The organism is Sorangium sp. So ce145 (assembly GCF_051525985.1).
Classification (GTDB): Bacteria; Myxococcota_A; Polyangia; order Polyangiales; family Polyangiaceae; genus Sorangium; species Sorangium cellulosum_B.
The window spans coordinates 10,087,565-10,102,012 of record NZ_CP150315.1; the positions used below are offsets into that span (position 1 = coordinate 10,087,565).

The 14,448-nt window shown below is 72.5% G+C and carries 10 protein-coding genes; 2 read left to right on the top strand and 8 right to left on the bottom strand.

The annotated features are described in order from the left end of the window. Positions 1-31 precede the first annotated feature (31 nt). On the top strand, positions 32-1,891 hold the full coding sequence (locus tag WMF34_RS37390) for a hypothetical protein (RefSeq protein WP_157907183.1): 1,860 nt from the start codon (positions 32-34) through the stop codon (positions 1,889-1,891). Between the two features lie 39 nt (positions 1,892-1,930). Here the strand turns inward: WMF34_RS37390 and WMF34_RS37395 are convergent, their stop codons facing one another. From WMF34_RS37395 to WMF34_RS37425, 7 genes are all read right to left on the bottom strand, one after another. Further along, the gene (locus WMF34_RS37395) at positions 1,931-2,791 is read right to left on the bottom strand and encodes a hypothetical protein (RefSeq protein ID WP_012239975.1); all 861 of its coding nucleotides are present in this window, start codon (positions 2,789-2,791) and stop codon (positions 1,931-1,933) included. Positions 2,792-2,930: 139 nt separating this feature from the next. Continuing rightward, positions 2,931-4,166 (bottom strand): hypothetical protein, encoded by a 1,236-nt coding sequence (locus WMF34_RS37400; protein ID WP_157907185.1) that lies wholly within the window; start codon positions 4,164-4,166, stop codon positions 2,931-2,933. 928 nt (positions 4,167-5,094) lie between these two features. Then, entirely contained in the window at positions 5,095-6,288 is a 1,194-nt protein-coding gene (locus WMF34_RS37405) for a serine/threonine-protein kinase (protein ID WP_437990794.1), read from the bottom strand. A 294-nt stretch (positions 6,289-6,582) separates the two neighbouring features. Continuing rightward, the gene (locus tag WMF34_RS37410; protein WP_012239978.1) at positions 6,583-8,331 is read right to left on the bottom strand and encodes an ABC transporter permease; all 1,749 of its coding nucleotides are present in this window, start codon (positions 8,329-8,331) and stop codon (positions 6,583-6,585) included. After that, a complete protein-coding gene (locus tag WMF34_RS37415; protein ID WP_012239979.1) occupies positions 8,328-9,572 on the bottom strand; it encodes an ABC transporter ATP-binding protein in 1,245 nt (414 codons plus the stop codon). The genes WMF34_RS37410 and WMF34_RS37415 overlap by 4 nt, the downstream gene beginning before the upstream one ends. Next, positions 9,569-11,707 (bottom strand): hypothetical protein, encoded by a 2,139-nt coding sequence (locus WMF34_RS37420; protein ID WP_437990795.1) that lies wholly within the window; start codon positions 11,705-11,707, stop codon positions 9,569-9,571. Before WMF34_RS37420 ends, WMF34_RS37415 begins: the two co-directional genes overlap by 4 nt. Then, positions 11,704-12,768 (bottom strand): AAA family ATPase, encoded by a 1,065-nt coding sequence (locus WMF34_RS37425; RefSeq protein WP_012239982.1) that lies wholly within the window; start codon positions 12,766-12,768, stop codon positions 11,704-11,706. The genes WMF34_RS37420 and WMF34_RS37425 overlap by 4 nt, the downstream gene beginning before the upstream one ends. 91 nt (positions 12,769-12,859) lie before the next feature. On the opposite strand from WMF34_RS37425, the gene WMF34_RS37430 reads away from it, so the two are divergent. Then, on the top strand, positions 12,860-13,393 hold the full coding sequence (locus WMF34_RS37430) for a hypothetical protein (RefSeq protein ID WP_437990796.1): 534 nt from the start codon (positions 12,860-12,862) through the stop codon (positions 13,391-13,393). A gap of 96 nt (positions 13,394-13,489) precedes the next feature. On the opposite strand, the gene cysK is transcribed toward WMF34_RS37430, so the two are convergent. Next, entirely contained in the window at positions 13,490-14,446 is a 957-nt protein-coding gene (gene cysK, locus WMF34_RS37435; RefSeq protein WP_437990797.1) for a cysteine synthase A, read from the bottom strand. Between the last annotated feature and the right edge of the window lie 2 nt (positions 14,447-14,448).

Sequence of the window (14,448 nt, forward strand, 5' to 3'; positions counted from 1 at the left end):
GGCGCGTCGGCCCGCAGGTACACCTCGATCCATGGTCGATGCGTCTCCCCGGCGGAGGTTCAGCGCCGCGTTCGTTCGGTGGTCTCGCCGCGTCCGGCGGCGGCTCGCGCTCGATCTGATCCTCACCGGCGCCGCCGCTGGGATGATGCTCGGCGCGGTAGGCGCGGCGGTCGCCTGGCACATGCGGCAAGGCGCGCTGCGCCCCTGGATGGCCGCGGGCGGCCTGCTCGGCGCCGTGGCTGGCGCAGCGGTGGCGCGCCGGCGCCGGTGGACTGACCCGAACGTCGCGTTGTTTCTCGACGGCAAGCTCGGCTCCGCCGAGTCGGTCTCCACGGCCGTCGAGCTCGCAGCAGCCGAGGACGCGGCGGACGGCGCGCCCCGTGGCAGCGCATCCGCGGCCCGCGAGGTGGTGTTCGCCCACGCGACCGCGGCCCTCGATGCCGCAACCGCCCGGCAGGTCCGCACGCCCCTTGGGCGACGCTGGCATGCCGGAGCGCCCCTCGCGGCAGCGGCCATTGGCTATCTCAGCTGGCTTCCTCTGCCACCAGCGCCCGCGGCAGCAGCGCCCCCACCCGGGGCCGAGCAGGTACGCCTCGCCGAGATCGCCGGCCTTGGGCGGGTGATCCAGCTTTCCGAGATCGACGCTCGGGACGCGGAGCAGCACGATCGGCTGAAGAAGCTCTCGGACGACGCGAAGCGGCTCCGCGAAAAGCTGAAGAGCGGCGTCGAGCGCCGCGAAGCGCAGGCCGAGCTCGGCAGGCTCCGCGACGCGATCACGGCCGAGCGGCTATCGCTCGGCGAGGGCGAGCAGCGTCATGGGATGGAGTCGGCGCTCGGCAAGCTCGGAGAAGACCCTCAGCTGAAGCGGGCTGCGAAGGCGCTCGGCGATCGCGACCTCGTCGCGTTCGACGAGGAGATGGCGCGGCTCGCGAACAAGCTCGAACGGGACGACCGCGAACGGGCCAGGAAGGTGCTCGAGGAGGCCGCCGAAGCCGCCAAGCGGGCCGGCGCCCCCGGCGTGGCGAAGGCGCTCGAGGAACAGCGCAAGCTGCTGGATCAGCGCGGCAAGCAGGCCGACGCGTTGAGGGAGCTGGCGGAGGCGCTCGGCGACGGGCTCGGCGACGAGGGGCGCGACGCGCTCCGCGAGCTCGCCCGGACCGGCAGCGACCGCGACGCGCGGCGGCTTGCTGGCAGCCTCGAGAAGGCGCTCGAAAAATTGAGCCCCGAGGAGCGCAAGCGGCTCGCCGACCGCTTGAAGCAGCGAATGGCGCAGTCGCCCGAGAGCGCGCTCGGAGAGCCCATGTCAAAGGAGCAGATGCGCGAGCTCGCACGGCAGCTCGAGACGCTGGACGGACAGCAGCAGCTCGAGGAACAGCTGCGCCAGATGGCCCAGGAGGGGGGCCCGGGCAGCGAGGAATCGAAGCGCCAACGAGCGCTCGACGATGCACAGCGCGGGGCGGGCGAGGCCGAGGGGCAGCTCGGGGGGACGCCGCTCCCGATGCCGATCGCAGGCGGGTCAGGCCAACCGGGGTTGGGCGGCCAGGAGCGCGGACAGGGCGGGCAGCAGGGCTCGTCGGGGGGCGGGACGGGCAAGCAGGGGTCGGCGCAGCCAGGTCACTCGGAGGGCGGCGGCTCGGGCAGCCACGAAGGGCAGACCGGCGCGATCGCCGGGGGTGAGCTGCGCTCACGGGCCAGCGCGAGGCTCAACCCGGGTAGGCCGATGCCGGGGATCGTGACGGGCCGAGCAGCCGGGCGCGCCGGAGACACCGCCAATGTGCGCGGCGAGAGCGCGCTCGGTGTCGTGGGTCCCCAGGAGGTCGGCGGTGTCGAGCGCAGCGATGTCCCCGAGGAGTACCGCGAGCAGGTAGGCCGTTACTTCCAGCCGCGCTGAGCCCGGGGACGAGACGTGGAGCGCGCAGCGCCCACCGGCCTAGAAGCTCGCGCCCAGCAGCAGGCCGTTCGCCTCCGCGCTGACGAAGGGCGCGGCATACAGCCGGGGGAGCCCGGCCTTCGTGACCGGCGGGCGGCTCGACGTGGAGAACGCGTACAAGGCCGTCCCCGCGAGCACCACGCCGCCGCCGAGGAAGCTCCAGAACGAGACGTTGGCGAGCGTGGTCTGGGCGTCGCGCAGGTCGGTGCGCCTCTCGCTGCCGAACGGCTCCGTCGCTGCGGACTCGCCCTTTGCCGTGGAGAGGATCGCGAAGGTCACGCCCGACGCGAGCCCGAGCAGCCCGACGGCCCCGCCCGCGACCACCAGCGGAATGCTCGGGCCCGAATCGAGGCTGAGGGCGATGCTCTGGTCCGAGCCCCTCGCCACGAGCAGCGACGTCGACGTCCTGGCGCCAGCGCGGCGTGCCTCGATCGTGCGCTTGCCGGGATCGACGAACACCTGGGTGTCGAGGGGCGAATGCCCGACGACCTTGCCGTCGACGAGCACCTCGGCGTCGTCGACGTTCACGCTGATGCGAAGCGCGCCGACCTGCGACCTGGCGACGGCGAGGCGCTTCTGCAGGAAGCTCTTCTTCTCGGCCTTCTCGCCGAGCGGAAAGGTGTTGAGCGCGTACAGGAGGTGCTCGGCCGCCTCGCGGGGCTGGTTCACCTCCAGCTCGACGTTCCCGAGGTTGCCGGCCACGTCAAAGCTCTGCTGGAGATCCCACGCCGCCTGATAACGCGCCTCGGCCTCGGCGAATCGCGCTTCATCGTAGAACCTGTTCCCCTCCCGGTAGAGCTGCGCGGCGCGCTCGCCCGCGCGCGACGTCGCGGGCGCGGCGTCGGTCGGAGAGTTGGGCATCAGCCGAGCCTCGCCGGTCGCGCTCGCGACGCTCGGCCTCAGAAGAACCGCCGCGCACGGGAGGAGTAGAGACAGGTATTTCAAGAATGGCTTTCGCATGGTGGCTGGCGGGAGGAATGCAATCCGGAGAGGCGACGCCTCAGGGGAACGGACGCGGGGGAGCGGTCGTCCCCGGGGGCGTTGTGGGCGACGCAGAGGGCGCGGACGGCGGGACCGAGGGCGGGATGGGGGGGCTCACAGCCGAGTCGTAGATGTCGTCCGCCGCCGTCGAAGGCTTGACGGGGCGCCGCACCTGCACAGCAGGGCGCGGTGATGACGGACGGGCGGCGACCGTGGGCGCGGAGTGAGCGGGCGGCGAGCTCGGCTCCGCCGTGGGCGACGCCGTCGGAACCTCGAGCACGGCGGGAACGGGTCGCTCTGCGGTGGGCGGCGGCTCGATCGCCACCGGGGGCGGAGGTTCGGGCTGCGCGCTCGGGGTGGACGTCGCGAGGCCAGCGGGATCGGGCGAGGGAGCGCGGCCGCCCTCGGCCAGCGCCGGATCGTGCTCGCTCGTCGGGTTGGCGGCGCGCCACAGCACCCAGAAGCCAGCGACCGTCGCGCTCCCCAGAAACACGAGCAACGCGAAGAGCGCCAGCGGGGCCCGCCGGCGGCGCGCGGCGAGCACCGCCGCGGCGGCCGCTGCGGTCACCGCGGTGTCGTCGGACCGCGCCGCGGTCGGCTGCAGCCCCGCTCGAGGCGCGCCGGCTGAGGGCGGGGGAGCGGCCGCTGCGATCGGCCGCTGCTTCCGGGACGACTGCCCGCGCGAGCCGGACGACTCGTCTTCGGGCGGCGGCCAGACGCCGCTGCCCACACCGACGCGGGCCGTGCGGACGCCACCGGGACGCACGCCGCCCTGCCCATCGGGAGCCCCCGTCGGCGGACCCGACAACCCCTGCACAGGGATCCTGCGCATCGTCGGCCGGTTCCGTTCGTCGACGCCCTTCAACAGCGACGGCGCTACCTGGATCTTCTGCTGATCCATCGCCTGGTGCTCTCGGTTCGGAGGCAGCGTGACCGGAGGAACATACACCTGCTTGTCGCTCGGCCCCGCCTCGCGATCCTGGCGGCGCCGCGGCCTGGGCTCGCCCCACTGCACCATCCGCTCCGCGGGCGGCGCTGCGGGGCCGGTGTTCCCTTCTTCAGGTCTGCGGCGCGGCTCCTGCGTAAGCGCTCGCTGTTGCGCGGGTGAGGGGTGCTCTTGCGATGCAAAATTCGGTGTGTCGTACCCGCGCGGCGGCTGCTGCGGCAGCGTCGGTTGCTGCGGCGCGGCGTCGCCCGCAGCGCCCTGAGCCGCCGGCTGCCCTGGCGAGCTCTTGTTCGCGTTCCTGTTGGTCATGCCTGCCCCTCTCGCCACGCGCAAAAGGCGCGCTGCTGCCCCACGTGAGCAGCAGCGCATCGAGCCCCCGGTACAAGACGCCGCGCTGTCATGGGCGCACTCCCGAGGTGATCTGCCTCGACCGCTGCACCGCAGACGGCGTGGCGGGTGCCGCGGCAGCGCTCCGACGAGCCCGGGGGCGCCGGAGGCCAGCGTCGAACGCGCGCTGGTCCGCGCACGGTACCTCGGAGCTCGCTCGGGGACAGGGCCACGGCATGGACCCGAAGATACTCCACCCGGCCGCCACCACCACGCACCCAAGCGTCACCACCCCCTCCGGAGCGATGCCAAGGTCGCTCCATGGCAGGGCGCGGGCATCGGGAGCCGCCGCGGTCACGTCCGTGACGGCGGCGGCTCCCGGTGCCCGGAGGCGCCGGTGTCGCGGACCATGACGTCGCGCGAGGCGCGGCTCCGCGGGTCGACAGCGTGCAAAGTTAACCCTGGCCACCTTTTTGCTTCCTCAGCGAACCACGCGCGTGTTGTCCGATACTGCGCTGCCAAAATTCCCGTGTGCCACGACATCGATTTTTTTGCACCCATCCAGCATCCACGGTCCACGACGGTCCGCACCCAGGTTGAGCTGCCGACGGTCCGCACCCAGGTTGAGCTGCCGACGGTCCGACGGTTCACACCCAGGTTGAGCTGCCGAGCTGCTTTCTGGCCCGCACCCAGGTTGAGCTGTCTAGGTTGAGCTGTCTCGGAGCTGTCTCGTGGCCCACACCCAGGTTGACCTCCACCGCGCGCCTAGGTTGACCCCTCCGAGGTTGACCCTTCCGACCCAGGTTGCCCTCTCAGCGCCGGCGCTCCCATTCCGCAGCCCGCATCGTAGCGGGTTCGTCACACCGGGTGACGTTCCTGGCATCCGCGGCGACGACGCCGTACCCGCCTGTCAGCCCAGGAAGCTCACCAGCAGCGCCAGGGTGAAGCCGAAGAGCACCACGCTCACCACCAGCAATCCCATGGCCGCCCAGCTGGCCTGAGCGCGCGCGGGCCGTCGCGCGCGCCGCGGCCTGCTTCTGTGCGCCTCCGAGGCCCGCTGCAGCGCAGCCCCTGGGGCGGGCCGCGCTGCCATGTCCGGCGCCGTGAGGCCGAACGCCTTCACGGTCGCGCTCAACGTCGGTGGGAGCGCCGGCGCCCGGACCGGCGGCAGCGTCAGCGGCGCCGTGCGCTGCCAGTACGACCCGGACGGGTTGACCGACCCGCCATCCACCCGTCCCGAAAGCCCCGCGGCGATGCGCGACAGCTCCGCCGCGAACGCCGCTGCGTCCGGAAAACGGAGCTCCGGGCTCTTCTCCAGCGCCCTCATGATCGCGCGGTCGAGCTCCGGCGGCACCGGTCGTGGCGCGTGGCTCGACGGCGGCGCGGGGACCTCGCTCGCATGGGCGCGCACGAGCTCGTGGACGCGCCTCACATGCTCGAACGGATCGCGACCGGCGACCAGCGTGTAGAGCACCACGCCGGCCGCATACACGTCGGTGCGCGCATCGACGGCGAACCCGCAAGCCTGCTCGGGCGAGAGATAGCGCGGCGTACCGACGAGCACCCCCTCCTCCGTCTGATAGAGCGACGGCGCCGGCGCGCGCCCATCGCCGCGCGGAGCGACCACCTTCGCGATCCCGAAGTCGAGCACCTTCACCACGCGCCGACCCTGCGCATCCGCGTCGCACACGAAGAGGTTCTCGAGCTTCACGTCGCGGTGAACGATGCCCGCGCCGTGCGCCGCGGCGAGGCCCGCCAGCGTCTGCGTCACGAGATCGAGCGCCTCCATCGCCGGCAGCGCGCCGCGCGCCGCGAGCTCCTCGCGCATCGTCCGGCCGTAGAGCCGCTCCATCACGAGGAACGTCCTCCCCTCGGCGGTCCGCCCGAAATCGGTGACGGTCACCAGGTTCGGGTGGGCGAGCCGCGCCAGCGACTGCGCCTCGACGCGCATCCGCTCCACGAGCCGCGGCTCGCGGTTCAGGTCGCGGTGCAAGAGCTTCACCACCACCGGCTTGTCGAGGCCCACGTGCGCCGCCTCGATCACCTCGCCCATTCCCCCTCGCCCGAGCCGGCGCACGGGCCGGTACGGCGTTCCATCCAGCAAGGTATCGCTCAGCTCAGGCGCCGCGCATCGGCAGTCTTCGTGCGAAGGCAAGGCCATCCCCTGCGGGTCGAGGTGGTGCCGCCGTCGTCACACGACGCGAGGAATCGAGATCCCCTCTCGCTCCCGGACCTCGAGCGCGCGAGCGCTCTTCTCACACGCTCGCCACAGGACGCCCAAGATTTCGACAGATCCGCGCGCGGCGCATCCTGCTGCATTCCCCGGACGCGTTCCAAATTTCCACACAAAGAGACGTGCACGTACGATTTCGGAGCGCGCCGCGATCACGCCCCGTGATCAGGCGGCGGTGCCCGCTGCGCTCCCTGGCTCCGCGTGCTCGGGCGTGGCCGCGTGCGGCGGAGCTGCCTGCTCCGCCGCGAGCGCCGCCTCGTCTTCCCGGGCGAGGAGCGCGTCCGTCTCGGCGAAGGCTGCCTCGCGTTGCGCGACGACGGCGGCGCAGCGCGCGCGGGCCGCGGAGAGCAGGCCGAGCCCGACGGCGACCCAGCCAGCTGCGGCCGTGTACCCGGCCGCGATGACAGACCCCGCGTCGCCCTGATCGGCCCTGGAGAGCATCACGAACGCATAGAACGGCGACGGGGCCGCGACGAGGAGAGCGCTCTCGCTCGTGTCGAGCTCCGCGACGAGGCCGGCGATGGCGGCGACGATCCATGGGCCGACCGCGATCGTGAAGAGCAGCGTCAGGAGCAGCGCCCGCGCGACCAGGGGCGAGGCGATCCGCGCGCGAAGGAACGCGCCGAGCCCGACGAGGAACACGTAGACGGCGAGCGCGTAGACGGCGACGTGCTGGACCTGCTGCGCCTGGATCTGCGGCGTCGGGACGGGCGCGCCGAGGCTCAGCCGGTGCCCGACGACCCAGAGCGCGGCGATGGCGGGGACCCCCACCGCGAGGAGGAGGTACGCCGAGCGCATCACGCCGGGGCCGAAGAAGCGACGCAGCCGGCTGGCGCGGCTCCGAGCCCAGTGAACCTCGACGCGGCGCGATGGGCCGATCGGCTCTCCGGCGAAGAGGAACACGCAGAAGATCAGAAACGAGAGCGCCGCGCACACGCCCGCGACGATCGCGGGCAGGCGATCGGAGGCGTCCACCGAGAACGCCGGCACCGCGACGGCGGCGGTCGTCACGGGCGCGCAGACAGCGAACCACGTCTTCAGCCCGGAGGAGCGATCGTCGCTCTCGCTCGTGAGGTTCGCGACGGTCACCTGGTACAGGAACCACGCGGGCATGCCGACCGCCGCGATCGGAAGGAGGATCAGGAAGAGCACGTAATCGAGGCCGAGCGGCGCGCGCTGGTAGGCGATCGGGAGCCAGATGGGCGGCCCCTCGGGGACCTCCGGCCAGGCCAGGTGGGCCGCATACGAGAGCCCCGAGCCGCCCGCCGAGAACAGGCCGATCGACAGCGGGAACGCGAGCAGCAGCGTGACGAGGATCGCCGCGCGCAGGCTCCCCATCTTCGAGCTGATCGCCAGGCCGAAGGCCACGCTGAGCAGCGCGATCAAGAAGAGGAACAGGAAGGCGATCACCACCTCCATCGCGGTGATCCCGCCGAACAGGAACGGCAGCGCCCCGACCGGCGCGAGCATCACCACGTACATCGAGATCGCCGTGTAAGCCGCGAGGAACTTGCCTCGCGCGATCTCGCCGGGCGGGATGCCCGTCAGGAGCACCGCCTCCCAGGTGCGCCCCTCGCGCTCCGAAGCGATGCTGTTCGCGGCGACCGCCGGCCCGACCAGCGCCACCACGAAGTACGCGAGCGAGAAGAAGACCTGGAACAGGATCACGCCCGTCTTCGCAGGCGCGATTTCCTTCGCCGCGATGCCGCCGATGGCCGCCACGAGCAGCGCCATCAGCACGGCCAGCACCAGCAGGATGATCGGCGTGCGGGCGAGGCGCGCCGCCTGCTTGAGCTCCCGGATCCAGATCGGGTTCGGCTCGCGCAGGACGTGCCCCACGCGATGCCGCGCCCGATCGACGAGCCGCTGCGACGCCGGACCGGCGGGCGGCGATGTGCCAGTCTGCACGCTCACTGCACCTCTCCTTGCGTGACCTCCAGGAAGATCCTCTCGAGCTCGTTGCGCTCCGGCTCGACGCCGATCACACCGACGCCGCTGCGCACGAGGTGCTGCACGATCTCGGCGATCTTCACGTCGGTGCCCACGTAACCGACGTGCACGGCTCCGGCGACGATGTCGACGTCGGTGATCCCCGGCCCGCCCCTGACCAGGAAGGCCGCTGCCTCGGGATCGCCGAGGACCCGCACCTTGACCTTGCGCCGGGAGATCTGCGAGAGCGCCGGATAGGCCGCCTGCCCCGCGCTCGCCGGCGCAGCGGCGTGCGGCGGGTGCTGGCCGTATCCGGGCGGCGGAGCGCCGGCCTGCGCGCGATCGACGGCGGCCGGATCCACCGGCGCGCCGTCGGGCGTGGCCGCCTCGGGTCCGTGCCGCGGCGGCGCGTGCCCGTGCGCCTGCGGCCCGTACGCGCCCGGCGCGGCGCCATGGCGCGGCGGCGCGTGCCCGTGCGCCTGCGCCGCGCGCACCGCCTCGAGGCGCGCGGCGATCTCCCCGATCGGCCCAGCGACGACGAGACGGCCCTTCTCGAGGATGCCGATCGACGTGCACACGTCGGAGAGCTCCGTGAGGATGTGCGACGAGAGGAAGATCGTCTTCCCCAGGCTCCGGAGCTCGAGCAAGAGATCGCGGATCTCGATGCGCGCGCGCGGATCGAGATCGCTCGCCGGCTCGTCCAGGATGAGGACCTTGGGATCGTGCAGCAGGATCCTCCCGAGCTGGAGGCGCTGCTTCATCCCCTTCGACATCGTGGCGACGATCCGGTCCTGGATCTTGCCGAGGTCGGTCAGCTCCAGGACGGCGTCGACCACGTCGAGCGACGGCACCCGGAAGGCGTCCGCGAAGAACTCGAGGTACTCGCGCACCGTGATCCTGTCGTAGACGCCGGCGTGATCCGGCATGTACCCGATGCTTCGGCGGACAGCCGCGGGGTCGATCGTCACGTCGACGCCGTCGATCTCGACCCGCCCCGCCATGGGCTCGAGCAGGGTCGCCATGACCCGGATCGTCGTCGTCTTGCCCGCGCCGTTCGGCCCGATGAAGCCGAAGATCTCGCCGGGGCCCACGTCGAAGGTGACGTCCTTCAGCACGTCGAGCGCGCCGAAGCGGTGCGAGAGGTGCCGGACGCGGATCGTCGGCCGAGGCCGCTCGATCTGCGCCGCGGCCGGGGAGGGCGGAGCGCCGCCGAGCGCCGCGCTCACGGCCGGCCTCCGTAGCCAACGACCCGCACGAGCACGCGGTCGCTGTCGATCCGCAACCCGGAGTCGCTCGCGCGCCCCTCGCCGCCGTCGAGCTGGCCGAACAGCACGGGCACGCCGGCCGGGAACCAGTCGACCGATCCGCCGGCCGCCTCCTCGATGGCCAGCCACGCAGCGCCTAGCCCTGGCGCGTCGGGATCGAGGAGCGGAGCCAGCAGCCTCCCGCCGAGGTCGTGGACGTCCATGCCGCCGACCCGCCGCCCGAAGCCCGCGTGCGAGAGCCAGCCCTGCCCCTCGCTCCGCGCCGCGAGATCGACCCCCGCGCGCGACGAGACCCTCTCCCCGTCGCCGATGCGGGCGAAGTAGCGGGCCGCGCCCTCCGGTAGCCACAGGACGCCGCCCCGGAGGTCGCGGCCGCTCCGGTTGCTCACCACGACGTCGCCGCTCGGATCGGCGACGATCGCGATGCCGTCCCCGAGCGACGCGGCCCCGTCCTCACGCACGATCACCGTCTGCCAGGGGAGCGCCGCGACCTTCGTCAGCCGCGCCCCGTCGCGGTCCACGAGCAACCGGTCGCGCCGCTCCGAGAGCTCGGCGACCACGGCCGTGCTGATCACGCCGCTCGCGTCGGTCGTGCGGACCGTGAGCTCCTCCGCGCTGGCGACGAAGAAGCCCCGGAACCGGCGCACCGCCCCCTTCGTCATGCCGGCCCCCGCCTCGATCAGCGTGAGGTGGCGCGCCCGGCCGCGCACCCCCTTCGCGAGCAGGCCCACGCCGACGATCGCCGCGAACGTGACCGCAGAGAGCACCGGCAGGTGCCAGAGCGCGCGGAGCGGCCTCCCCTGCCGCGCGGCGCGCGAGAAATTGATCGGACCGGCGAGCACCGCGTAAATGCAGAGCAGCAGCGCGGAGACCCCGATCGCCCAGCGGGAGCTCTCGTTCGGATCGAGCTCCCGCCGCACCGGATCGAGGTCGACGCCCATCGCATCCTCCCCCGGGCGGAAGGCGACCGTGGAGCGACGGTCGTAGGCTCGGCGAGCGAGATCGGCCACCCGGATCTTCACCCACGGGTCGCTGGCCGCAGGCGAGCGCGTGGGGTCGAACGCGAGCAGGTGCACCTCGCCGAGGCCGTAGAACGCCGAGCTGCCATACGCGCTCCCGCGCAGGTTGCCGCCCGACCAGCCAGAGAGCGACTCGGCCACCGCGGGGGTCGCGCTCGGCGCGGGCAGGAGCACGTTGCCCTGCTTGCCAAAGCCGCTGGAGCCGCCGGGCGGCGCGATCTCCGCAAGGGTGGGCGGCGCGACGGCGGCCCTCGCGACCTCACCGCCGACGAAGGCCGCGAGCGTCGGGTGCCGCAGATCCTCGGGGCGGGCGACGGACAGCGCCAGCGTGCCGCCGGAGAGGACGAAGCCGGCGAGCGCCTCGAGCTCGGAGCCGCCCAGCCTGGACAGCGTGTCGGTGCGCATGAGCACGGCGTCCGCCGCGTTGTACAGGGCCGCCCGGTCGGGCAGCAGCGGGTCGCCGGTCGCGCTGTCGAAGCGAGGTTGCCCGACCCAGAGGACAGGGCTCGGCGTCCCCCCGGGCGCGCGGCTGGTCGATATGTACAGCGGCGCGATCGGCGCGTCGTGGAGGCCCCCGCGGAGCAGCGACCTCTCGCTGACGTCGAAGAGCACCACCGCGTGCTGCGAGGTCGACGAGAGCCCCTGCGACGACACCTGCGCTCCGCCCTCATCGAGCGCCCGCACCTGCACGTCGCCGAAAGGCGACACGTGCACCGGCACGCGCACGTCGACCGACGCGCCAGCCCCGACCGCGTACGGTGCCGACGCGACGAAGACGCGGTCATCGGAGTAGCGCTTCGACTCGACCTCGACCTCGCCCCTGGCCGCCCGGCCGCCGTTGTTCTGGATGCGCACGACGACCTGGTTCCAGCCCCAGGGCATCCCGCCGCTCGTCCCGAGCACGGGCGCCACGTCGACGACGAGCGCCGTCGCGGTCGACGGGGGCGGCGCCTGCCCGGACGCGGGCCCCGCCGAGAAGAGCGCCGCGAGCGACGCCGCCCCCGCGAGGCCCTTCGCGCCTCTCCTCAGCGACCCGCTCCGGATCGCCTGCCCCCGCGGCTCCTGCACGCGCCTCATCGCCGGATCGCCTGCGCCACGGGCTCGGGCCGCGCCTCGATCGCGGAGAGGAGCGCCGCGATCACCTGATCCGTCGTGATGCCCTCCGCCTCGCCCTCGAAGGACCGGATCATCCGGTGGCGGAGCACCGGCCTCGCGACCCGCTGCACGTCGGCGAAGGCGACGTGCGCTCTTCCCTGGAGCAGCGCCACGGCCTTCGCGGCCAGCACGAGCGACTGCGCGCCGCGCACGCCGGCGCCGAACCGGAGCGACCTCCGCACGATCTCGGGCGCCCCCTCGGCGGCCGGATCGCTCGCCCGGGTGAGCCGCGACGCGTACCGCATGACGGGCTCGGCGACCGCGATGTCGCGGCAGAGCGACCGCAGCGAGAGCACGTCGTCGCGGGTGAGCACCCGCGGCGGCGGCCCGCGATCGTGGCCCGTGGTCCGGGCGAGGATCTCGGTCATTTCATCCTCGGTCGGGCCCGGCACGAGCACCTTGAGCAAGAACCGATCGAGCTGCGCCTCCGGCAGCGGGTAGGTCCCTTCCATCTCGATCGGGTTCTCGGTGGCCAGCACGAAGAACGGCTCCTCCATCGCGTACCGCGTGCCCGCGATGGTGCACGCGTGCTCCTGCATGGCCTCGAGCAGCGCGCTCTGCGTCTTCGGCGTCGCCCGGTTGATCTCGTCGGCCAGGATCACCTGCCCGAAGATCGGCCCCTTGTGCAGCGAGAAGTGGCGCGAGCCGTCCGCCGCCGCGACGAGCACGTTCGTGCCGGTCACGTCGCTCGGCATGAGATCCGGGGTGAACTGGATGCGCGAGAACGCGAGATCCAGGCAGCCGGCGATGGTCCTGACGAGGAGCGTCTTGCCCAGCCCGGGCGCCCCCTCGAGGAGGACGTGCCCTCCCGCGAGGATCCCCCAGAGCGTCTGCTCGATGACGTCGTCCTGCCCGACCACGGCCTGCCCGATCGCCTCTCGCAGCCGCGCGCTCGTCCGCTGGGCGAGCTCGAGCCTCGCCTCGAAGGACGCAGGGGCCGTGCCCTGCCCGCCGTCAATACCCGCGCCTGATTCCGCCGCCATCTGGTCGCCCTCGGCCGACGACGATAGCCGGCCACGCCCCGCGCGTCGATCGGACCTCGTCACATGCTATGTCTTGCGAATGAGGATGCTTATGTTGAGCTGTCGCCGTGGGCTCGCTTCGCTCTGCCTTGCCGCGCGCAGCGGCGCGGCGCTCACCGTGGTGCTGTCGCTCGGCGCGAGCGCCTGCGCATCGGTCGTCGGTGAGCATGAGGTGGAGACCAAGTTCCTCGTGAAGCCCACCTCGCAGTCGACCTTCTCCGGATGGAGCGAGCTGTCCGTCTCGGAGGACCCGAACTCCGTCGACAGGGCCGAGCTCATGTACATCCGGCTGGAAGCACGCGACGACAACGTGCCGGACCTCACCTTCCTCAAGAGCGTCTCCGCCTCGGCCGTCGTCGACGGCAAGTCGACCGTCGTCGCCAAGAAGGCGCCGATGCCGCCCGGGGAGCGCATCGTCCCGCTCGATCGGGTCTATCACGACGACATCCGGCCCTTCTTCTACAAGGACGACGAGAGCGGCGATTACACGGTGCACGTCGACTGGGAAGGCAAGGTCGATCTGACGAAGACGATCCCGCCCGAAGGGGTGTGGATGAAGGTCCTCGTCGCCGTCCGCATCGAGTGATCGAGGCCGCGAGGCCGGCGGCGCCGCAGGCGCCCAGGAAGACGGAGCGCTTCTGCAGGGAAGGCGACCCGATGTGCGGCTGCCTTCCCTGGCGGGTCAGCGGGGCACGGCCGCGCGAGCGCAGCCGACGAGCTCCTTGAAGAGCGGCGAGGTGACGTACCGCTCCCCGCCGTCGGGAAGGATCACCACGATCCTCTTTCCCTGCATCTCGTCGCGCGCCGCGATCGACAGCGCCGCGGCCATCGCCGCGCCGCCGGAGATGCCGACGAGGATGCCCTCGGTCTTGGCGAGCCGGCGCGCGGCGTCGAACGACTCGTCCTCGGACACGGGCACCACCTCGTCGATGAGCTCGCGCCGGAGGATCTTCGGGACGAAGCCCGCGCCGATGCCCTGGATCAGGTGCGCGCCCACGCGGCCGCCGCTCAGCACGGCCGCGTTCCTGGGCTCGACCGCGATCATCTTCACGCCCGGCTTCTTCTGCTTGAGCACCTCGCCCACGCCGGTGATCGTCCCGCCGGTCCCCACGCCGGCGACCACGACGTCGACCGTCCCGTCCGTGTCCTCCCAGATCTCGCGCGCGGTCGTCAGGCGGTGCGCGGCGGGGTTCGCCGGGTTCTCGAACTGCTGGAGCATCACCGCGCCGGGCGTCTCTTCCACGATCTGGCGCGCCCGCGCGACGGCCTGCACCATGAGCGACCCGGGCGTCAGCAGCACCTCGACCCCGAACGCCCGGAGCAGCGCGATCCGCTCCGGGCTCATCGACTCGGGCATCGTGAGGATCAGCCGGTAGCCCTTGGCCGCGGCGATCATCGCCAGCGCGAGGCCCGTGTTGCCGCTCGTCGGCTCGACGAGGACGCTCCCGGTCTTCAGCTTGCCCTGCCGCTCCGCGTCCTCGACCATCGCGAGGCCGATGCGATCCTTGACGCTGCCGCCGGGGTTCCGGCTCTCGACCTTGCCGATCAGCTCGGCGCGCAGCCCCTTGCCCGCAGAGCTCAGGCGGACGAGGGGGGTGCGCCCGATCGTCGCCGCGATGTCGTCGAAGATTGAAGCCACGT